This window comes from Pseudomonas sp. LB3P14, from assembly GCF_054898045.1.
On sequence record NZ_CM142714.1, the window covers coordinates 4,328,390 to 4,349,133 of the forward strand.

A 20,744-nucleotide genomic window follows, 5' to 3' on the forward strand; every position below is an offset into this window, starting at 1 on the left:
GGAGGAAAAGACATGGAATTTCTGAACGCCTTTTCCCATCTCGACTGGCCGCTGGTCCTGCAACTGACCGGGCAGCACATCACCCTCGTCGGTATTGCCGTGACCTTGGCGATTCTGGTCGGCGTGCCGCTGGGCATCCTGATGACACGCTTCCCGACCCTCGCCGGCCCGTTGCAAGCCAGCGCCACGGTGCTGCTGACCGTGCCGTCGATTGCGCTGTTCGGCCTGCTGCTGCCGTTCTACTCCAAGTTCGGCCAGGGCCTGGGTCCGATGCCGGCGATCACCGCAGTGTTTTTGTATTCGCTGCTGCCAATCATGCGTAACACCTACCTCGCCCTGACCGGCGTCGAACCCGGCATTCGCGAAGCCGCGCGTGGCATCGGCATGACCTTCGGCCAGCGCCTGCGCATGGTCGAGTTGCCGATCGCCGTGCCCGTGATCCTCGCCGGTGTGCGCACCGCCGTGGTCATGAACATTGGTGTCATGACCATCGCCGCGACCATCGGCGCCGGTGGCCTCGGTGTACTCATTCTCGCTTCCATCAGCCGCAGCGACATGTCGATGCTGATCGTCGGCGCCGTGCTGGTCAGTCTCCTGGCCATCTTCGCCGACCTGCTTCTGCAATGGCTGCAACGCACGCTGACTCCAAAAGGACTCCTGAAATGATCGAACTTCAAAACCTCAGCAAGACCTTCCAAAGCAACGGCAAAGATGTGAAAGCCGTGGACTCGGTAAGCCTGACCGTCAATGAAGGCGAGATCTGTGTGTTCCTCGGACCATCCGGCTGCGGCAAAAGCACCACGCTGAAAATGATCAATCGCCTGATCAAGCCGACCTCCGGCAAGATTCTGATCAACGGCGAAGACACCACCGACCTCGACGCGGTGACCCTGCGTCGCAACATCGGTTATGTGATCCAGCAGATCGGTCTGTTCCCGAACATGACCATCGAGGAAAACATCACCATCGTTCCGCGCCTGCTGGGCTGGGACAAACAGAAATGCCACGACCGCGCCCGCGAGTTGATGAGCATGATCAAGCTTGAGCCCAAGCAGTATCTGAATCGCTACCCGCGTGAATTGTCCGGTGGCCAACAGCAACGGATCGGCGTGATTCGTGCGTTGGCGGCGGATGCACCGCTGTTGCTGATGGATGAGCCGTTTGGCGCGGTCGACCCGATCAACCGCGAGATGATCCAGAACGAATTCTTCGAGATGCAGCGCGCGCTGAACAAGACCGTGATCATGGTCAGCCATGACATCGACGAAGCGATTAAGCTGGGCGACAAGATTGCGATCTTCCGCGCCGGCAAACTGTTGCAGATCGATCACCCGGACACGCTGCTGGCGCACCCGGCGGATGACTTTGTCAGCAACTTCGTCGGCCAAGACAGCACCCTCAAGCGTCTGTTGCTGGTGAAAGCCGAAGACGCGGCGGACAACGCACCGTCGGTGAGCCCGGAAACGCCCGTGGCCGAAGCCCTGGAGTTGATGGACGAGCTTGACCGTCGTTATGTGGTGGTCACGGATGGTGAGAACAAGGCGTTGGGTTATGTACGACGTCGCGACCTGCACCGTCAGACCGGCACTTGCGCGCAATATTTGCGTGAGTTCAATGCCACCGCAGCCTACGACGAGCATTTGCGCATCCTGCTGTCGCGCATGTACGAGTTCAACCGCTCGTGGCTGCCGGTGATGGATGCCGAGCGGGTGTTCCTGGGGGAGGTGACCCAGGAATCGATTGCCGAGTACCTGAGTTCCGGTAAGTCCCGTGGCGGCAAGACCAGCATTGTTTCGCCAGCTGAAGCTGCATTGGCCTGATCCTTTCACTGATCGTTCCCACGCTCTGCGTGGGAATGCATCCAGAGACGCTCTGCGTCTCAAAGGCTGGACGCAGAGCGTCCGGGGCGGCATTCCCACGCAGAGCGTGGGAACGATCAACCTGACCGAATATCCCTGCCAGGGGAACATCACACTGTCATGCAGGTCGGTTACATCAGTAGTTGTCCGGGACCGCACGACGGATGCGTGCAAAAACGCGACATTTTTTGTTGATCTCAAGCCCCTCACGCCCTAAAGTTCGCGCCGAACGTCCATGCTGGAAACGATCCATCCGGCTCAAGTACTGACGACGAGACAGCAAGGCCAAGGGAAGCACCGCCTCCCATGGCCTTTTTGCTTTCGGCGACATGCCTTGGGAAGTAGGCGAACCAAAGTGGGGATACGGAGGACGTTCATTTGCACCCATTGATTAATCTAGTTTGCCAGTAGGAGTTCCCAGCATGTCGATCAACGTCGAAGACTATTTCGCGCGCGATACCTTCCAGAAAATGAAGGCCTTCGCCGACAAACAAGAAACCCCGTTCGTGGTGATCGACACCGCGATGATCAGCCAGGCCTATGACGACCTGCGCGCCGGTTTCGAATTCGCCAAGGTCTACTACGCGGTCAAGGCCAACCCGGCTGTCGAAATCATCGACCTGCTCAAAGAGAAAGGCTCGAACTTCGACATCGCGTCGATCTACGAGCTCGATAAAGTGATGAACCAGGGCGTTGGCCCGGATCGCATCAGCTACGGCAACACCATCAAGAAATCCAAGGACATTCGCTACTTCTACGAGAAGGGCGTGCGTCTGTATGCCACCGACTCCGAAGCCGACCTGCGCAACATCGCCAAGGCTGCACCGGGTTCGAAAGTCTATGTGCGCATCCTCACCGAAGGCTCGACCACCGCTGACTGGCCTCTGTCGCGCAAATTCGGCTGCCAGACCGACATGGCCATGGACCTGCTGATCCTCGCCCGCGACCTGGGCCTGGTGCCGTACGGCATCTCGTTCCACGTCGGCTCGCAACAGCGCGACATCAGCGTCTGGGACGCGGCGATCGCCAAGGTCAAAGTGATCTTCGAGCGTCTGAAAGAAGAAGACGGCATCCACCTGAAGCTGATCAACATGGGCGGCGGCTTCCCGGCCAACTACATCACCCGCACCAACAGCCTGGAAACCTACGCTGAAGAAATCATCCGTTTCCTCAAGGAAGATTTCGGTGATGACCTGCCGGAAATCATCCTGGAGCCAGGCCGTTCGCTGATCGCCAACGCCGGCATTCTGGTCAGCGAAGTGGTGTTGGTGGCGCGTAAATCCCGTACCGCCGTCGAGCGATGGGTGTACACGGATGTGGGCAAGTTCTCCGGCCTGATCGAAACCATGGACGAAGCCATCAAGTTCCCGATCTGGACCGAGAAGAAAGGCGAAGTGGAAGAAGTGGTCATCGCCGGCCCGACCTGCGACAGCGCCGACATCATGTACGAAAACTACAAGTACGGTTTGCCGCTGAACCTGGCGATTGGTGATCGTTTGTACTGGCTGTCGACCGGTGCCTACACCACCAGCTACAGCGCCGTAGAGTTCAATGGCTTCCCGCCGCTGAAGTCGTTTTACGTGTAAGCGCTTTTTGCGTCTGGCTGATCGTTCCCACGCTCTGCGTGGGAATGCCTCAATGGACGCTCTGCGTCCGCTCCGGCAGGGACGCGGACGTCCCGGGCTGCATTCCCACGCAGAGCGTGGGAACGATCAGCCGGGCGTCAGCTCTTGAGCACGCTGTTGATACTCCGTGGCCAGCTCATGAATTCTTGGATCGGTCGACGTCGATAACGTCTGCCTCGCCACCCGCAAAAAATTCAGATTCCCCCCGGCCAATGCCTTGCGGAACCAGACCAGCGCCTCATCGATATTGCCTTCATCCGCCAGCACGGCGGCATAACTGAACTGCCCACGAAAATCCCCGCCGAGTGCCGAGCGTCGATACCAGTCACGCGCAGCTTGCGGATCTGCGGGACACACCCGCCCGTCTTCCAGATAACGTCCCAGCAGGTTCATCGACTTTGCATGGCCCAGTTCAGCGGCGCACCGATAAAGATCCAGCGCTTGCGCCTGATCCTCGATTACACCGCGTCCGGTGGCCAGCAGGTTGGCATAGTTGTACATCGCCCAATCCAGACCGCTTTCAGCTGCAACGCGATAATGCCCCGCAGCCACCGATGCATCGGAAACGCAACCCCAGCCATGTTCATGACAACGTCCCAGCATGTTGCGCGCCATCAGATGCCCACGCTGAGCGGCGATGTCAAACCAGCGCACGGCCAGCGGCTGATCCTGTTCGATGCCCCGGCCGTCCAGCAGAATCTGCCCGAGCAAAGCCTGAGCATCGAGAACACCTTCGCGGGCGACGATGAGAATCGCCTGGGCTGCGCGCGCCGGGCTTTCGTCGAGCATTGATTTGAGGCGCTCGCCATCGAGGACTTCCTCGCGGCGCAGTTGATAACTCAAGCCTTACACCTCGACCCAGCGACGCAACAGGTTGTGGTAAGTGCCGGTCAGTCGGATCAGCGAAGGATGATCGGGCATGTCCTGGGTCAACTGCTGGATCGCTCCGTCCATCTCGAACAGCAAGGCGCGCTGGCTGTCTTCGCGGACCAGGCTTTGGGTCCAGAAAAATGAGGCGTATCGGGTGCCGCGGGTGACGGCGTTGACCTTGTGCAGGCTGGTGCCGGGGTACAAGACCATGTCGCCGGCGGGCAACTTCACCTGTTGTGTACCGAAAGTGTCCTGGATTTCCAGCTCGCCGCCGTCGTAGTCGTCCGGCTCGCTGAAGAACAAGGTGGCCGACAAATCAGTGCGCACGCGCTCGATGCTGTTCTTGGGCTGGCGCACGGCGTTGTCGATATGAAAGTCGAAACTGCCGCCGGCCGTGTAACAGTTCAGCAACGGAGGGAAGACCTTGTGCGGTAACGCGGCTGACATAAACAGCGGATTCTTCCACAGCCGTTCCAGCATCGCCGCGCCGATTTCTTTGGTCAGCGGGTGACCTTCGGGCAGTTGCAGATTGTGCTTGGCTTTGGCCGACTGGTAGCCGGCGGTGATCTTGCCGTCAGCCCAATCTACCTGCTCCAGAGCTTCGCGGATGCGCTGCACTTCTTCTTTCGCGAACACGCCGGGAATATGCAGCAGCATGGGGGAAGACACCTGAAGACAAAGAGGCGGCAATGGTATTGATTCTTATTGACTCTGTAAAACCCCCGTGACGAACGAGACGCCAAAAACCGTAAGGCTAAATTGTAAAGAATGTAAATTCTTCGCAAATAGTAACGTTTCGCAATTGATACAAATACCTGTTTACCCTATATTCCGCGGCCTCAAATCCTTGGGGAGGGGAATTCTCATGTCACGCCAACAACCACAATTACCGGTCAGTTCACCGCGTTTGCTCGCGTCTGCAATTGGCGTGGCGATCACTGCCAGCTCTGCGGGCCATATGGCTTTCGCGGCTGAAAAGGCCGACGAAAATGCACCGAGCAACGTGATTTCCCTGGGCGCTACCGCTATCACCGGCGAAGCCCAGGACGAGACCTCCTACAAGACCGATACCTCGGCCAACAAGAAGTACACCGCGCCGCTGCGCGAAACGCCGAAAAGCGTCACGGTGATTCCGCAACAAGTGATTCGCGACACTGGCGCCACCAGCCTGGTCGACGCCCTGCGTACCACCCCGGGTATCACTTTCGGTGCCGGTGAAGGCGGCAACCCGGCCGGCGATCGTCCGATCATTCGCGGCTTCAACGCAGAAAGTGACGTGTTCATCGACGGCATGCGCGACCCGGCGTCCCAGAGCCGCGAGATCTTCAACGTAGAATCGATCGAAGTCAGCAAGGGCCCGGGATCGGCCTTCACCGGCGCGGGTTCCACCGGTGGCAGCCTGAACCTGGTGAGTAAGACCGCCAAGCTGGGCAATGCCTACAACGGCGGCTTCACCTGGGGCTCGGACCAGACCAAGCGCACCACCCTCGATCTGAACCAGCAGATGACCGACACCTCGGCCTTCCGTCTGAACCTGATGAAGCATGAAGCCAACGTCGCCGGCCGTGATGCCGTGGACGTCAGCCGTTGGGGCGTGGCACCTTCCTTCGCGTTCGGCCTGGGTACCGACACCCGTCTGACCGTCGGCTACTACCACGTCGAAACCGACGACATGCCCGACTACGGTCTCCCATTGACCTTGAACCCCAACCGCAGCAAGTACAACGTCGATAAACCTGTGCATGTCGATCGCGACAACTTCTACGGTCTCACCGGTCGCGACTATCGCCAGACCAGCAATGACAGCGGCACCCTCAAGATCGAACACGATCTGAATGATGACCTGACCGTCTCGAACAGCTTCCGCATGTCCCGTTCGACCCTCGACTACGTCGTTACCAACCCGGACGACAGCAAGGGCAACGTGGCTCTTGGCAGCGTGTACCGTGGCGCGAAAAGCCGTAACTCGACGTCCAGCGGCTGGATCAACCAGACTGACCTGAGCGCCAAGTTCAACACCGGCGCCATCGAGCACAGCATGGTCACCGGCCTTGAGTTTTCCTATCAAGACACTCACAACCGCCCGTACATCCTGACCTCGACCGCCAGCGGCACCCGCTGCAACAGCGCCCTGTTCAACTCCGGCGACTGCACCAGCCTGCAAAATCCGACGCCTGGGGATAACTGGAACGGCTCGATCACCGACAGCGCCGCGTTCACCGACACCGACACCAAAACCGCTGCGGCCTACGTGTTCGACACGCTGAAGTTTAACGAGCAATGGTCCCTGAACCTGGGCCTGCGTTATGACAACTACCAGGTCGAATCCAGCGGCCACGCCAACGCTAGCAGCACCGCTCCAGCGAACGACTTCTCCCGTGAGAACACCAGCGACCTGGTCAACTACCAGATCGGCGTGGTCTACAACGTGTTGCCTAACGGCAGCATCTACGCGGCCTACTCCACCTCCAGCAACCCGTCCGGTGAAACCAGCGGCAACGGTGGCCTGGACCTGGCGGCGAACAACACCAACCTGGACCCGGAAAAGAACCGCAACTACGAGATCGGCACCAAGTGGGACTTCTTCGGTGACGACCTGTCGCTGACCGCCGCACTGTTCCGCACCGAGAAAACCAACGCACGGATCAACGATCCGGACGGCGGCACCACTCAAGTGCTGGACGGCGAACAGCAGGTCAATGGTGTGGAGCTGAGCTACAGCGGCAAGCTGACCCGTAACTGGAGGGTCTTCGGCGGCTACACCTACATGGAAAGCGAAGTGGTCAAAACCACCCTTGCCGCCGATGAAGGCAACCACATGCCAAGCACCCCACGGAACAACTTCACGTTCTGGTCGACCTACGACCTGGTACCGGACAAGTTGACCGTCGGCGCCGGTGCGACCTTCGTCGATTCGCAGTTCGGTAACGTCGCCAACTCGGTGGAGATCCCCTCCTACTGGCGTTACGACGCGATGGCCAGCTACCGCCTGACCAAGAACGTCGACCTGCAACTCAACGTGCAGAACCTGACCGACAAGCGTTACTTCGACCAGATACTGCAGAACCACTACGCCCACGTGGCGGCGGGTCGTACCGCCCTGCTGAGCGCCAACTTCCACTTCTAATAGAAGCGTGAAGACCAAGGCCCCGTTCATCCAGGTGAACGGGGCTTTTGTGCGTAAAAAAGAATGTTTCTCGACAACCCACGGCATAATGCGCGCCGTGATGATTATTTCCGACCGAACAAGGCGAGCGACGTGTTGAAGAAAACCCTGTTCCAGTTGCACTGGTTTTTCGGCATCAGCGCCGGACTGGTACTGGCCCTGATGGGCATCACCGGGGCGACGGTGTCGTTTCAGGATGAAATCCTGCGCGCGCTGAACCCCTCTGTGTTGCAGGTCGAGAAGCAGGTCGCTGGCGTCCTGCCGCCCGTTGAGTTGGTGGAGAAAATCGAGGGTGCATCCGGCAAGAAAGTCGCGATGCTCTGGGTCGAGACCGACAGCGGCAACGCCGCGCGGGTGTCCTTTACCCCGCCACCGGGTGAACGCCGCGGCGAGATGCGCTACTTCAATCCGTACACCGCCGAGTTCATGGGCGACGCCACTGGCCAGGACTTCTTCGGCCTGATGCTACAACTGCACCGGTTCCTCGCCATGGGCGAAAGCGGTCGGCAGATCACCGGCGCGTGCACGCTGATCCTGGTGTTCTTCTGCCTGTCCGGTTTGTACCTGCGCTGGCCACGCCAGTGGAAAAGCTGGCGTGCCTGGCTGACCCTCGACTGGAAGAAAAAGGGCCGCAGCTTCAACTGGGATTTGCATTCGGTGGCCGGCACCTGGTGCCTGGTGTTTTACCTCCTGGCGGCGCTGACCGGGTTGTCCTGGTCCTATGAGTGGTACAACAAGGGCCTGACCCAATTGCTTTCCGACTCACCGCAGAACGAGCGTGTTCGGGGCGGCCGCGGCCCTGCACTGAGCGGCCCGGCGCCCACCGCCGATTACGCAGCGATGTGGAGCAGCATCTACAGCGCTGCCGGTCCGGCACTGAGTGCCTACAACATCCGCATGCCGCCAGTGGCCGGGCAGCCGGCCACCGTGTTCTACCTGTTGAGCAGCTCGCCCCACGACCGCGCACTGAACCAGATCACCCTCGATCCGGCGACCGGTATCGTCAAACGACATGACCGCTACAGCGACAAGAGCCTCAAGGCGCAACTGCTGACCAGCATTTACGCGCTGCACGTCGGCAGCTACTTCGGCATTGTCGGGCGGATTATCCTGACGATTACCGCGCTGACGATGCCGCTGTTTTTCGTCACCGGCTGGTTGTTGTACCTCGATCGTCGACGCAAGAAAAAGCAGATCAAGGATGCCCGCAAAGGCCTCGCGCAACCGGGTAGCGACGCTCCCGCATGGCTGATCGGTTTCGCCAGCCAGAGCGGGTTTGCCGAGCAACTGGCGTGGCAGACCGCCGGGCAATTGCAGGCTGCGGGCCTGCCCGTGAAAGTTCAGCCGCTGGCGGATGTCAGCGAGCAGGATCTGCGTGATTCCGGCAATGCGCTGTTCGTGGTCAGTACCTTCGGCGACGGCGAAGCACCGGACAGTGCCCGGCGTTTCGAACGCAAGGTGCTGGGCCAGGCGTTGAGCCTGGAAAGCCTGAACTACGCCGTGCTTGGGCTTGGCGATCGACAGTATCAGCACTTCTGCGGTTTCGCCCGACGCTTGCACACCTGGCTGGGCGAGCATGGCGGCAAGACCCTGTTCGCGCCGGTGGAAGTCGACAGCGGCGACCCTTACGCCTTGCGTCACTGGCAGCAGCAACTCGGCCTGCTGACCGGACAGGCGCCTGTGGACACCTGGCAAGCGCCGAGCTACGACAACTGGCCCCTGGCCCGCCGCGAACTGCTCAACCCTGACAGCACGGGATCGAGCGTGTACTTGCTGGGCCTCACTGCCCCGACCACCAGCAGTTGGCTGGCCGGTGACCTGGTGGAAGTGATGCCGCGCAATTGTCCGTGGGCTATCGAGCACTTCCTTGATGGCCTGGGCATTGACGGTCGGGCCACGGTGACGCTCGATGACCTTTCGCAACCTCTGGAGCAAGCCCTCGCCAGTCGACAACTGCCCGAGAACAGAACCCATCTGGTCGGCCTGCACGCTCAGGCACTGGTGAATGCCTTGGTGCCCCTGGCCATGCGCGAATACTCCATCGCCTCGATCGCCGCCGACGGCATCCTCGAACTGATCGTGCGCCAGGAACTGCATCCCGATGGCAGCCTGGGCGTCGGCTCTGGCTGGCTGACCGAACACGCCCCTGTGGGCGGCACCATCAGCCTGCGCGTACGGCGCAACAGCGGTTTCCACCTGCCAGTCGAGCCAGTGCCGATGATCCTGCTGGGCAACGGCACCGGCCTGGCCGGGCTGCGCAGTTTGCTCAAGGCGCGGATCGCCGATGGGCAGCAACGTCATTGGCTGTTGTTCGGCGAACGTCATCGGGAACATGACTACCTGTGCCGCGCCGAGCTTGAGGAATGGCTGATTTCGGGGGATCTGGAGCGGTTGGACCTGGCGTTTTCCCGAGACCAGTCCGAGAAGGTATATGTGCAGGACCGACTGCGTGAGTCGGCGGATGAGCTAAAGAAATGGCTGGCCGACGGTGCCGTTATTTACATCTGCGGCAGCTTGCAGGGGATGGCGTCGGGGGTGGATCACGTGCTTAACGAGGTGCTCGGGATTGCAGAGGTTGACCGGTTGATTGAGCAGGGCCGATATCGGCGTGACGTCTATTAAACGCCCCCTCACCCTAACCCTCTCCCGGAGGGAGAGGGGACTGACTGAGTTGTTCTTAGAGTTACATCGACCTGAAAAACCGAGTCGAACTCAGGCTTTGAAAACGATGAAGATCTGCTCCCTTTCCCCCTTCTCCCCCGTGGGGAGAGGGCTGGGGTGAGGGGTCGATTTCAAATCATCCCCAAAACTCCGACTACAGTTAAACCTCCATCCCCCTTCACACGGACGTGAAGCATGCCCACCCGCCCCTCCTCCAACCAACGCCAATTCGCCCGCCATCTGCGCACCAACCAGACCGACTGCGAACGCCTGCTCTGGCAAAAACTCCGTTCTCGGCAAATAGCCAATCTGAAGTTTCGTCGGCAGTTTCCATGCCCGCCGTACATCCTGGATTTTTATTGCGTAGAACTGAAGTTGGCCATCGAACTTGATGGTGGTCAGCATTACGAGACTGCGGCAAAAATACATGACCAGCGTCGAACGCTTTACCTTCAGCAGCAAGGTATTGAGGTTGTGCGATTTAGCAATTTGGAGGTTATTGAGCGGATGAGTGAAGTGCTTGAACAAATCATGAGGATTGCTGTGAATCGAACGTCGTGATTCTGATCTTAAATCCCCCCTCACCCTCACCCTCTCCCAGAGGGAGAGGGGACTGACCGAGGTGTCTTGAGCTATACATAGACCTGAAATTCCGAGCCGAACTCAGGCTCTGAAAAGCCCCGATCGGCTCCCTTTCCCCCTCTCCCCTCTGGGGAGAGGGCTGGGGTGAGGGGTGGCCTTTGAAGACTCACACAATCAAACCGGCTGCAACTTCTGCTCAAACACCCCAACCCCATCCAAATCCCGCAACACCACACTCATTTCCCCCGTCTGCCCATCAATATTCACCTCACCAAAAAACTGAAACCCGGCAAACGGCGAGGTGTTCTGTGCCGGTGGTGCTTTCTCGAACACCACCTGCGGGCCAAAGGTTTTATCCAGCGCATCAGGCCCAAAGCTCCCCGCATTCAAAGGGCCGGCGACAAACTCCCAGAAAGGCTCGAAATCCTGAAATACCGCACGGTCCGGGTGGTAGTGGTGTGCCGCGCAGTAATGCACATCCGCCGTCAACCAGACAAAATTGCGCACCTGCTGCGCCCGCAGGAACCCCAACAATTCGGCGATTTCCAGTTCACGCCCCTGGGCCGGTCCCGGATCACCGTTGGCCACGGCTTCCCAGCGCGCCACACCCGGACTGACTTCACCATCCGGTACGCCGAGACCAATCGGCATGTCGGCAGCGATGACTTTCCACTGGGCATTGGAGGCCTTCAATTCACGTTTGAGCCAGTCCAGTTGTTCACGGCCGAGGAACGGTTTAGCGGCACCCAGGTTGTCGTCATTGGCCCCGCGATAGCTGCGCATATCAAGCACGAACACATCGAGCAGCGGACCGTAACTGAGCTTGCGATAAATCCGCCCGCCGCCATCGGCACTCTGCAACCGCATCGGTGCGTATTCCAGCCAGGCCTGACGCGCGCGACCGACCAGGCTGTGGATATCCTTGCTCTTGTAGCGCTCATCCAATTGCTTGCCTGGCGACCAGTTGTTCACCACTTCATGATCGTCCCACTGCCAGATCTGCGGGACCTCGGCGTTGAAGCGACGGATGTTTTCGTCCATGAGGTTGTAGCGGTAATTGCCGCGATACTCATCGAGGGTTTCGGCGACTTTGCTCTTGGCTTCAGTGGTGATGTTGCGCCACACACGGCCGCTCTCTGTGGTGAGCTGCGCAGGTATGGGGCCGTCGGCGTAGATGGAGTCGCCGCTGTGGATAAAGAAGTCTGGCAGGCGCAAACGCATGGCATCGTAGATGCGCATGCCACCGATGTCCGGGTTGATGCCGAAGCCCTGGCCGGCGGTGTCGCCGCTCCAGACGAAACGGATGTCGCGACGGGTTTGCGGCACGCTGCGCAGATGGCCGAACCAGGGTTCGCTGGCGACACCGCTCTGGGCGTCTTCGAAGTGCACGCGGTAGAAAATCGCCTGGTCGGCGGGCAAGCCAGTGAGTTCGACGCGGGCAGTGAAATCGGTATTGGACACGGCCAATGGCGAGACAAAACGACGGGGGTTACTGAACAGGCTGCGGGTGTCCCATTCCACCACCATTCGCGCCGGGCGATCACAGCGGCTCCAGATCATCGCCCGGTCACCCAGCACGTCGCCGGACTGCACGCCATCGGTGAGTTGCGGACGATCCTTGACCGAGGCAATCACCGCCGGCGCCAGGCCTGGCAACAACAGCCCGGCGCCGACGGCTTGTATGACACGACGGCGGCCGAGGTCGAATTCGCTCATGGTGTCCTCCCTGAAAAGGAAAACTAAAACATGCACGTGTGACCCGGGCATGACACAAAATCAGCCAATGTCACAAATCCCTTGTGGGAGCGAGCCTGCTCGCCCCCACAGGGCTGGGCTCTCACACAGAGAGTGGAAATGATCATCGTGAGGCACACAACTTTTCAAGACCTTTCCTACAACGTATCTTGTTGCCGCGTTTCGGCATCGACTCCATAGTTCGTGCTCGCGGAAAACACCGCGAACGACCTTGGCCGGTCGGATGCAGGAACGCTACAGCGTATCGACACCTCCTCAGGCACTTTGTGCCTGAGGTGCTGTTTTATGGCGGCTGTGCGTGGGACACCTTCGGGTGTGCCGGTTCCTGTACCCGGTCGGCCAACCCGCGTACGGCTGCCACCTTCTTCGTTTGGCCGCGAGTGGTGGTAGCTCCAACTACAGGAGTTACATCATGTTCCAAGTCATGCCGCGTTACCTCCCCATCGACACCTACGACGCCGAAACACCGGTGCTCTTCGTCAACACCCACAAAGAACTGAGTGAACTCACCGCCTGCGCCATGCATCGCTTCACTGTGGTTCGCGATTTGGCAGACACACTGTCCAGCCTGAATCTGAAAAACATTTCCGACTGTGATCTGACGCGAGTCACCCGCGCAGTGCATCTGCTCATGCGTGAGGGTTGTGCTGTGCTGGATGTCGTTCAAGCGCGGGCGTCGCAACGGGAGGAAGCATACAAGACCACTATTTGATCGTGTTATCGCTGACGCCATCGCAAGCAGGCTCGCTCCTACGGGTTTGTGGCGAACACAAAACTTGTGAACACCACAAACCCTGTGGGAGCGTGGCTTGCCCGCGATGAACGATAACGCGGTCGTGCTGACTCGCCACCACAGCCCCCCTGCAACACCATGAAATAGGAAATTTCAGCGCCGCTTTTAGGAAACGTCCTAACGCCAATACCCGAGCGCCCCGGATAGGTTCGAGGCTGCTCCGGACACACGCGGAAAAGGACGCCTATGGCACGCAACAAGGACATCCCCCAAGTCTGGGAACATGTGACGGGTGGCGGCGGTAGCGGCACCGGCGTTCGCTTCCTGCGCGACATGACCCCGACCGAAATCGCCGAACGCGAAGCCCGGCAAAAGCCCTACGACGCCATGCTCGCCCGGCAACAGGCCTATGAAGATCGCTTCCTCGGAGAAGTCGAACAGCGCAAGCGGGTCAAAGCCCAGGGTTGTGTGTTTGCCAAAAGCTGCAACCTGCCGGATGGTGTCATCAACCACACTAACCCCGCCGGTTTTGTCCCGGTCGAACGACTGGCCGACTACGGGTTGTGGGCCGTACTGGGCACCGGCGCGGCGATCACCGCCGAAGGTGCACCGCTCAAATGGGTGGCCGGCTCGGCAACGGGCAACGTCTTGGCCCAACGTCTTGGCGGTTCGCTCGCCCTTGCCTTGACTGGCTCGACGGTGGCGGCGGGTGCCGCGATAGGAACCGTGGCGCTACTGATGCCGAACACCCTTTCGCCCGACGGCGCTTTCTACAAAAACGAGCAATACGCGCTGCTGAAGACGGGACGAACTCGCGTACGCGTCAACGTGAAGACGTTGCCCGATGGATCCGTCAGCGCTTACGGTTTCTACACCGGCGGGAAGAAGGACTGGGAATTCGTCCCGGTCATCAAGGCCAAACCGGAAGGTGAGAAGTTCATCGCCGACCTCGGCAACGGCATTGGCCTGACCTGGACGCCAGCGGCGAATCCTGACGAGGCACCAAAGGTTCCCGCACTGGAAGGCGCCCTGCCCCTGCCGACGATATGGGTGTACCCGCCTACCGAACAAACCGACAAAGCCTTGGTGAACCCGGAACATCCACCCGAGTATCAGGATGCAATCATCTGGTTTCCTGCCGATGCGGGGCTTGAGCCGATCTACATCATGCTCAGCGCCCGGTATGACTCCGGTGTCGTCACGGGTGTGGGCGAAGATGTGCCGGGCATTTGGCTTGCTGGGGCTGGCACCGGGCTAGGCGCCCCAATTCCAACGCGGATTGCGGATGAACTCCGAGGGCAGGAATTCAGTAACTTCGACGCATTCAGGAAAGCGTTCTGGATAGCCGTAGCCAATGCCCCCGAACTAAACCAGCAATTCAGTTCACGCAACCTGTCCGGCATGGTGAACGGCTTGGCCCCTGCTGCACCCAAAATCGAGCATGCCGGAAAACGAGTTGCTTTCGAGCTACACCATGTAGAACCAATCAAGAATGGTGGCGCCGTATACGATGTTGACAACCTGCGAGCTGTCACACCAAGGCGTCATATCGACCTACACAGGAAGGCTGAGTAATGGAAAACAAGAGCAATCTTTCCGACTACACCAAACAGGAGTTCAAAGCCCTGATTGGAGCTATCGACGATGCCCGAACAGAAGAAGACCGGGGAACGTTGGTGGAGCACTTCAACAAGATCGTGCCGCACCCCGCGGGGAGCGACTTGCTGTTCTATCCAGAGGATGGAGCAGATGACTCACCGGAAGGAGTAGTGCAGACAATCGAGGACTACTGCGCGTCCGAAGGTTTGCCTGGATTCAGGGACTGATTCAGAGAGCAGTAGAAGTGCTGGGAGAGAGTTTGCTTGCGATGGTGGTGAATTTTAAACCGTCATCGCGAGCAAGCTCGGCTCCTGCAGGGGGGTGTCAGGCCTTGGCTGGCTCCAGCGCCATCTCAACAACTTCCGGCCGCTTGAGCAGCGCATACGCCACCGCCGTCAGCAGGCTCCCGGCCACAATCGCCAGCAGATACAACAGCGCATGGTTGATCGCATTCGGGATCGCCAGCACGAACAACCCGCCGTGCGGCGCCATCAGTTTGCAGCCGAAGTACATCGACAGCGCACCGGTCAATGCACCACCGGCAATGCTCGCCGGGATCACCCGCAGCGGGTCCTTGGCGGCAAACGGAATCGCACCTTCGGAGATAAAGCACAGCCCCAACACCAACGCGGCTTTACCGGCCTCGCGTTCAGTCTGGGCGAACTTGCGTCGGGCAATAAACGTGGCAATACCCAGGCCAATCGGCGGCACCATGCCGGCCGCCATGGTCGCCGCCATCGGTGCATAACTCTGCGACGCCAGCAGCCCCACCGAGAACGCATACGCGGCTTTGTTGATCGGCCCACCAAGGTCGACGCACATCATCCCGCCCAGCAATACACCGAGCAGAATCGCGTTGGTGGTGCCCATGCTGTCGAGGAAGTGCGTAAGCCCTGTCAGCATGCCGGCCACCGGTTTGCCGACCACGTAGATCATCACCAGACCGGTGAACAGACTCGCCAGCAACGGGATGATCAGAATCGGTTTCAAGGCCTCAAGACTTTGCGGCAAGCGCGCATAACGATTGATCGCCTGCGCCGCATAACCGGCGATGAAACCGGCAATGATCCCGCCGATAAAACCGGCGCCCAGGGTGCTTGCCAGCAGACCGCCAATCATCCCCGGCGCCAGGCCCGGACGGTCGGCGATCGAGTAGGCGATGTAACCCGCCAACAGCGGCACCATCAACTTGAACGCGGTCTCGCCGCCGATCTGCATCAGGGCTGCCGCGAGCGTGCCGGGCTCCTTGAAGGCCGTGATGCCGAACACGAACGACAAGGCGATCATCAGTCCGCCCGCCACCACCATCGGCAGCATGAACGACACGCCCGTCAGCAGGTGTTTGTAGACGCCGGTTTTCTCTTGCCTGGCCGGGCCTTTGGCACCGGTCGATGCGGTTTCCTGCGTGCCTTCGGCCAACGCCTTGTTCAGCGTCGCCTCGGCTTGCTTGAGGGCGATGCCGGTGCCACAACGGTAAATCTTCTTGCCGGCGAAACGCTCGGTGGCGACTTCGATGTCCGCCGCCAGCAGCACCACATCAGCATCGGCGATCGCTGCGGCGCTGAGTGGATTGCGCGCACCGACCGAACCCTGGGTTTCCACTTGCAGGTCGTAGCCCAGGCGTTTTGCCGCTTGCTGCAAGGCCTCGGCGGCCATGAAGGTATGAGCGACGCCCGTCGGGCATGCGGTGACTGCAACCAGTCGCGGCGCATTTTTTACCACGGCAGCAGGCTCGGCGATGACGTCGGGCTCGACGTAGACTTGCGCTTCTTCAGCACCGCGCCGTAGCACCGCTTCAACATCTTGCAGGGCTTGCGCCGGGGTGCTTTGGAAGACCCGTTTGCCGACGAATCGCGACATATCCACAGGCGTGCTGGTCACCAGCAACACCCACTCGGCCGCCTCGATCGTGGCCGCCGACAATTGGCGTTCAGGGTGCGCGGCATCGTTGACTTCGACACTGGTGCTCCAGCCCTGACGCTGGGCCGCTGCATCGAGCAAACGGGCGCACAACACACTGGTGACCATGCCATTCGGGCAGGCAGTAACAATCGCTAACTTCATTACAAACCCTCTTATTGTTCTGTCAGGGTGCGCATGCGCACGCCCTGTTCGAGCCGCGCCAACTGCGTGGCGTCGCCAATACCGAAATCGATCTGGGTGACCGCCATCGCGGCAATCGCCGTGGCGGTGCGCAAGGTCTGTTCAGGCGTGTCGGCGCTGAGCAAACCGTGGAGCATGCCGGCCAGTAACGAATCGCCTGCGCCCACGGTGCTGACGACACTGACCTTGGGCGGCGTGGCATGCAGCGCCGAGCCGACACTGAACCAGTTCACCCCGTCGGCACCGTGGGAGATCACCACGTGCTCGATGCCTTGAGCGTGCAGGCGGCTAGCCGCTTGCGCCTGGGCGGCCACCGAAACCACATCGCAGCCCAGCACGTCGGCCAGTTCTTCGGTGTTTGGCTTGATCAGCCACGGGCCTGCGTTGAGCGCTGCCCGCAAGGCTTCGCCACTGGTGTCCAGCGCCACGTTCAAACCGAGATTGTTCAAACGCACAATCAACGCCTGCAACCATTGAGGGCTGATGCCTTGAGGCAGGCTGCCGGCAACGACGACCGCGTCATGCCCCGGCGCAATCTGGTCGAGGCGATCGAGCAATGCCTGCTGCGCGGCTTCACTCACCAAGGGGCCGGGACCGTTGATGTCGGTGATGCGCCCATCGCTTTCCGCCAGTTTGATGTTGCTGCGAGTCTCACCAGGAACACGGATGAACGCGTCGACAAACCCGCGCTTGGCGAACAGGGTTTCGAACGCTTGAAGGTTGTCCTCCCCGAGAAAACCGCTGACCGTGAGCTGATGCCCGAGGTCCGCCAGCACCTGTGCCACGTTCACGCCTTTACCGGCGGCGTGAGTATGCATCTCGTCGCTACGGTTGACCTGACCGGGTGCAAGCACCGGCAACTGGACGGTGAGGTCCAGCGCCGGATTGAGGGTCAGGGTTAGGATCTTGGCCATTACAGGGCCTCCACTAGTGCGCGCACTTCGTTTGCGCTGCCCACGGCCAAGGCCTGCTGGGCAAGGATTTGGGTCTGGGCCAGGTTGAGTTCGCGTATCCGCGCCTTGACCTCGGCAATGCTGCGACCCGAGACACTGAGCTCATCCACACCGAGACCGACCAGCACCGGCACCGCCAGCGGATCGGCCGCCAACTCGCCGCACACGCCAACCCACTTGCCGTTGGCATGTGCCGCGCGCACGGTGATGTCGATCAGTTGCAGCACCGCCGGGTGCAAGCCGTCAGCCTGGGCCGACAAGGTCGGATGACCACGGTCGATGGCCAGGGTGTATTGGGTCAGGTCATTGGTGCCGACGCTGAAGAAGTCGACCTCTTTGGCCAGCACCGGCGCCAGCAATGCAGCTGACGGCACTTCAATCATGATCCCCAATTGCAGGTCGGCAACCGGAATTTCCAAACGCAGACGTTCGGTCATGTCCCGAGCCTGGCGCCATTCATCGACGCTGCCGACCATGGGAAACATGATCCGCAATGGACGGTTGTCCGCAGCGCGAAGCAACGCGCGCAATTGCGCTTCCATGACCTGCGGGCGTTGCAGGGTCAGGCGAATACCGCGCACGCCGAGGAACGGGTTTTCTTCTTTGGCGATCGGCCAATACGGCAGCGGTTTGTCGCCGCCGACGTCGAGGGTGCGAACGACCAAGGGACGACCGGCCAGGCCATCAAGGACGCGACGGTACTCGACTTCCTGAGTCGCCTCGTCCGGCGCTTGCGAGTGAGCCATGAAAATCAGTTCGGTGCGCAGCAGGCCAATGCCTTCAGCGCCCTGCTCCACCGCACTGGTGACACCCGCGCTTTCACCAATATTGGCGAACACTTCGACCGCATGACCGTCGGTGGTCAGCGCCGGCTGATGGCGCTGCTCGGCGGCCGCCTTCAAACGTTGCTCGCGGGTGTCGCGCTCTTCGGTGGCGCGCTGCAAGGTCGCCGCGTCGGCGTCCACGTGCAGGCGGCCGCGTTGACCATCAATCAGCAATGGCGTGCCCGGCGCCAGCAGCAACACGGCCGGGCCGGCACCGACCAGCGCCGGAATCCCGAGGGCTCGCGCGACAATTGCGCTGTGGGCGGTGGCGCCGCCACGGGCGGTGAGGATACCGGCGACGCGGGTCGGATCAAGGCGGGCGACATCGGACGGACCGACTTCATCCATCACCAGAATGTACGGTTGCTCAGGCTCACTCGGGGTTTCGACGCCGCTCAACTGCGCCAATACCCGACGACCGATATCACGCAAATCGGCGGCACGCTCGGCGAGCAAGGCGTCCTGCAGCGATTCCTGTTGTTTGGCCGCCGCTTCAATCACTGCCATCCACGCCGCTTCGGCGCTTTCGCCTTGCTTGAGACGGGTATCGACTTCATCGGTCAATTCCGGGTCGTCGAGCATTTCCTGGTGAGTGATGAAAATCTCGCGAATGGCCTTGGACTTGCTGCGTTCGATCAGGCCTTCGATGTCGCGACGCACGTCCGCCAACGCCTGTTTGAGACGCTCGCGCTCGATGGCGGCAGACTCACCGCGCAGCGGGTAATCGATGGTTTGCAGCACTTGAATATGCGCCGGGCCGATGGCGATGCCCGGTGCGGCGGCAATGGCCTGAACCAGACTGCCGGACGCTGGCGCGAGGACCACCTCGGCCACATCGGCAACCACTTCGCGCTGTTGACTCACGGCTGGCAGCGGTTCGACTTCTTCACCGAGGCCTTCTTCGATGGCGGCCAACAAGGCTGGCAAGGCATCGGCGGCGATGCTTGGTTCGGCGACAAATTCCAGCACCTGACCGCGACGGGCGCCGAGGCTGAGCAGTTTGCTCAAGCTCTTCACTGACACTGCGCTGTCCTGGCCGTCGACAATGCGCACGCGAACTTCGCCTTCAAAACTTTTCGCCAGTTGCGCGAGGATCTTCGCCGGACGCGCGTGCAACCCGTGGGCGTTGGCCAGCGCGATGCGAGCGCTGGGCCAATCGGCCGGCAGTTCACCGCCAAGGACTTCGAGGACTTTACGGCTGCTGGTGGCGCGGCCCAATTCATGGCCACGACCTTCGATCAGCAACGCACAAAGGCGTTCGAGCAATGCCTGATGGGCTTCACCGAGGCTGGCCAGGCAGAACAGGCCACTGAGCGGCTGGCCGAGGTAGCGTATCGGTTTGTCCGGCGTGACGAAGGCCAGGCCCGGACGCTTGACCGTTTGCTCGCTGTGCAACCACCACAGGCCATCGCCCAGCGGCAGCGCTTCGACTTGTTGCAACACCGCAGAGAAACCGTTGCTGACACAGTCGGCCTGACGCAGCAAACGTGCACCGCGCCAAACCAGTTCCTCGAAATCGTCGGCGGACACACCGAGGCCGATCATCTGCGCATCCAGCGCCAGTTCTTGCGGCGCGCCTTGCAACAGTTTCAACAAGGCTTCGGCGGAACTGGCGCGGCGCAGCGCCTGGCCCAAGTCAGTTTCGCCGAGGGCACGGGTCAGCAGTTGCAACAGGCGCAGGTGTTCGTCGGATTTGGCCGCAATACCAATCGCCAGGTAGACGATCTGACCGTCCCCCCAATCCACACCCTCGGGGAACTGCATCAACCGCACGCCGGTGGAAAACACCTGATCGCGGGTTTCCGGCGTACCGTGGGGGATGGCAATACCTTGACCGAGAAAGGTCGAGCCCTGGGCTTCGCGCGCCTGCAACCCGGCGAGATAACCCTCGTCGACCAGGCCATCGGCGACCAGATGCTGGGCCAGCAAGTGCAACGCTGCGGACTTATCCACAGCCGACTGGCCCATGGATATCTGCTCTATGGTGAGCTCGAGCATGCTTTCTCCTTTTTGG

The 20,744-nt window shown here is 60.5% G+C and carries 15 protein-coding genes; 9 read left to right on the top strand and 6 right to left on the bottom strand.

The window, feature by feature from the left end; translation table 11 throughout:
* Positions 1-12: 12 nt before the first annotated feature.
* The 3 genes from ACYZT5_RS20015 to ACYZT5_RS20025 all read left to right on the top strand — a co-directional run bounded on the left by ACYZT5_RS20015 (position 13) and on the right by ACYZT5_RS20025 (position 3,445).
* Positions 13-666 (top strand): ABC transporter permease, encoded by a 654-nt coding sequence (locus ACYZT5_RS20015; RefSeq protein ID WP_131062971.1) that lies wholly within the window; start codon positions 13-15, stop codon positions 664-666.
* Positions 663-1,820, top strand: coding sequence for an osmoprotectant ABC transporter ATP-binding protein OsmV (locus ACYZT5_RS20020; protein WP_462047075.1), 1,158 nt, complete (start codon positions 663-665; stop codon positions 1,818-1,820). Before ACYZT5_RS20015 ends, ACYZT5_RS20020 begins: the two co-directional genes overlap by 4 nt.
* A gap of 461 nt (positions 1,821-2,281) precedes the next feature.
* Positions 2,282-3,445, top strand: a complete 1,164-nt coding sequence (locus ACYZT5_RS20025; protein WP_008024420.1) for a type III PLP-dependent enzyme — start codon at positions 2,282-2,284, stop codon at positions 3,443-3,445.
* A gap of 126 nt (positions 3,446-3,571) precedes the next feature.
* Here the strand turns inward: ACYZT5_RS20025 and ACYZT5_RS20030 are convergent, their stop codons facing one another.
* Together ACYZT5_RS20030 and ACYZT5_RS20035 are read right to left on the bottom strand one after the other, a co-directional pair.
* Positions 3,572-4,327, bottom strand: coding sequence for a tetratricopeptide repeat protein (locus ACYZT5_RS20030; RefSeq protein ID WP_462047076.1), 756 nt, complete (start codon positions 4,325-4,327; stop codon positions 3,572-3,574).
* A gap of 3 nt (positions 4,328-4,330) precedes the next feature.
* A complete protein-coding gene (locus tag ACYZT5_RS20035; RefSeq protein WP_462047077.1) occupies positions 4,331-5,011 on the bottom strand; it encodes a Fe2+-dependent dioxygenase in 681 nt (226 codons plus the stop codon).
* Between the two features lie 208 nt (positions 5,012-5,219).
* Here ACYZT5_RS20035 and ACYZT5_RS20040 point away from each other — a divergent pair, with 208 nt between their 5' ends.
* From ACYZT5_RS20040 to ACYZT5_RS20050, 3 genes are all read left to right on the top strand, one after another.
* Positions 5,220-7,481: a TonB-dependent receptor gene (locus ACYZT5_RS20040; RefSeq protein WP_462047078.1), complete on the top strand. Its 2,262-nt coding sequence runs from the start codon at positions 5,220-5,222 to the stop codon at positions 7,479-7,481.
* Positions 7,482-7,613: 132 nt separating this feature from the next.
* Positions 7,614-10,142: a PepSY domain-containing protein gene (locus ACYZT5_RS20045; RefSeq protein ID WP_462047079.1), complete on the top strand. Its 2,529-nt coding sequence runs from the start codon at positions 7,614-7,616 to the stop codon at positions 10,140-10,142.
* Positions 10,143-10,376: 234 nt separating this feature from the next.
* Positions 10,377-10,742, top strand: coding sequence for an endonuclease domain-containing protein (locus ACYZT5_RS20050; RefSeq protein WP_462047080.1), 366 nt, complete (start codon positions 10,377-10,379; stop codon positions 10,740-10,742).
* A 195-nt stretch (positions 10,743-10,937) separates the two neighbouring features.
* On the opposite strand, the gene ACYZT5_RS20055 is transcribed toward ACYZT5_RS20050, so the two are convergent.
* Complete coding sequence (locus tag ACYZT5_RS20055) at positions 10,938-12,479, bottom strand: alkaline phosphatase D family protein (protein ID WP_462047081.1); 1,542 nt, start codon at positions 12,477-12,479, stop codon at positions 10,938-10,940.
* A 451-nt stretch (positions 12,480-12,930) separates the two neighbouring features.
* On the opposite strand from ACYZT5_RS20055, the gene ACYZT5_RS20060 reads away from it, so the two are divergent.
* The 3 genes from ACYZT5_RS20060 (at position 12,931) to ACYZT5_RS20070 (ending at position 15,077) form a co-directional block, all read left to right on the top strand.
* The gene (locus ACYZT5_RS20060) at positions 12,931-13,230 is read left to right on the top strand and encodes a hypothetical protein (RefSeq protein ID WP_462047082.1); all 300 of its coding nucleotides are present in this window, start codon (positions 12,931-12,933) and stop codon (positions 13,228-13,230) included.
* A 267-nt stretch (positions 13,231-13,497) separates the two neighbouring features.
* Positions 13,498-14,826 (top strand): S-type pyocin domain-containing protein, encoded by a 1,329-nt coding sequence (locus ACYZT5_RS20065; protein WP_462047083.1) that lies wholly within the window; start codon positions 13,498-13,500, stop codon positions 14,824-14,826.
* The gene (locus ACYZT5_RS20070) at positions 14,826-15,077 is read left to right on the top strand and encodes a bacteriocin immunity protein (protein WP_462047084.1); all 252 of its coding nucleotides are present in this window, start codon (positions 14,826-14,828) and stop codon (positions 15,075-15,077) included. The genes ACYZT5_RS20065 and ACYZT5_RS20070 overlap by 1 nt, the downstream gene beginning before the upstream one ends.
* A gap of 97 nt (positions 15,078-15,174) precedes the next feature.
* Here the strand turns inward: ACYZT5_RS20070 and ACYZT5_RS20075 are convergent, their stop codons facing one another.
* Genes ACYZT5_RS20075 through ptsP form a run of 3 tightly spaced genes read right to left on the bottom strand, consistent with a single transcriptional unit; the run spans position 15,175 to position 20,728 of the window.
* Positions 15,175-16,914 carry a PTS fructose-like transporter subunit IIB gene (locus ACYZT5_RS20075; protein ID WP_462047085.1) on the bottom strand — a complete coding sequence of 580 codons (1,740 nt, stop codon included), beginning with the start codon at positions 16,912-16,914 and terminating at the stop codon, positions 15,175-15,177.
* Positions 16,915-16,925: 11 nt separating this feature from the next.
* A complete protein-coding gene (gene pfkB, locus ACYZT5_RS20080; RefSeq protein WP_462047086.1) occupies positions 16,926-17,867 on the bottom strand; it encodes a 1-phosphofructokinase in 942 nt (313 codons plus the stop codon).
* On the bottom strand, positions 17,867-20,728 hold the full coding sequence (gene ptsP / locus ACYZT5_RS20085) for a phosphoenolpyruvate--protein phosphotransferase (protein WP_462047087.1): 2,862 nt from the start codon (positions 20,726-20,728) through the stop codon (positions 17,867-17,869). Before ptsP ends, pfkB begins: the two co-directional genes overlap by 1 nt.
* Between the last annotated feature and the right edge of the window lie 16 nt (positions 20,729-20,744).

Excerpts from the sequence above, each read along its gene's own strand:
- ACYZT5_RS20065 (WP_462047083.1), top strand. The coding sequence starts at position 13,498 with ATGGCACGCAACAAGGACATCCCCCAAGTCTGGGAACATGTGACGGGT.
- ACYZT5_RS20055 (WP_462047081.1), bottom strand. The coding sequence starts at position 12,479 with ATGAGCGAATTCGACCTCGGCCGCCGTCGTGTCATACAAGCCGTCGGC.
- ACYZT5_RS20020 (WP_462047075.1), top strand. The coding sequence starts at position 663 with ATGATCGAACTTCAAAACCTCAGCAAGACCTTCCAAAGCAACGGCAAA.
- ACYZT5_RS20060 (WP_462047082.1), top strand. The coding sequence starts at position 12,931 with ATGTTCCAAGTCATGCCGCGTTACCTCCCCATCGACACCTACGACGCC.
- ACYZT5_RS20040 (WP_462047078.1), top strand. The coding sequence starts at position 5,220 with ATGTCACGCCAACAACCACAATTACCGGTCAGTTCACCGCGTTTGCTC.
- pfkB (WP_462047086.1), bottom strand. The coding sequence starts at position 17,867 with ATGGCCAAGATCCTAACCCTGACCCTCAATCCGGCGCTGGACCTCACC.
- ACYZT5_RS20050 (WP_462047080.1), top strand. The coding sequence starts at position 10,377 with ATGCCCACCCGCCCCTCCTCCAACCAACGCCAATTCGCCCGCCATCTG.
- ACYZT5_RS20070 (WP_462047084.1), top strand. The coding sequence starts at position 14,826 with ATGGAAAACAAGAGCAATCTTTCCGACTACACCAAACAGGAGTTCAAA.
- ACYZT5_RS20035 (WP_462047077.1), bottom strand. The coding sequence starts at position 5,011 with ATGCTGCTGCATATTCCCGGCGTGTTCGCGAAAGAAGAAGTGCAGCGC.
- ACYZT5_RS20015 (WP_131062971.1), top strand. The coding sequence starts at position 13 with ATGGAATTTCTGAACGCCTTTTCCCATCTCGACTGGCCGCTGGTCCTG.
- ACYZT5_RS20075 (WP_462047085.1), bottom strand. The coding sequence starts at position 16,914 with ATGAAGTTAGCGATTGTTACTGCCTGCCCGAATGGCATGGTCACCAGT.
- ptsP (WP_462047087.1), bottom strand. The coding sequence starts at position 20,728 with ATGCTCGAGCTCACCATAGAGCAGATATCCATGGGCCAGTCGGCTGTG.
- ACYZT5_RS20025 (WP_008024420.1), top strand. The coding sequence starts at position 2,282 with ATGTCGATCAACGTCGAAGACTATTTCGCGCGCGATACCTTCCAGAAA.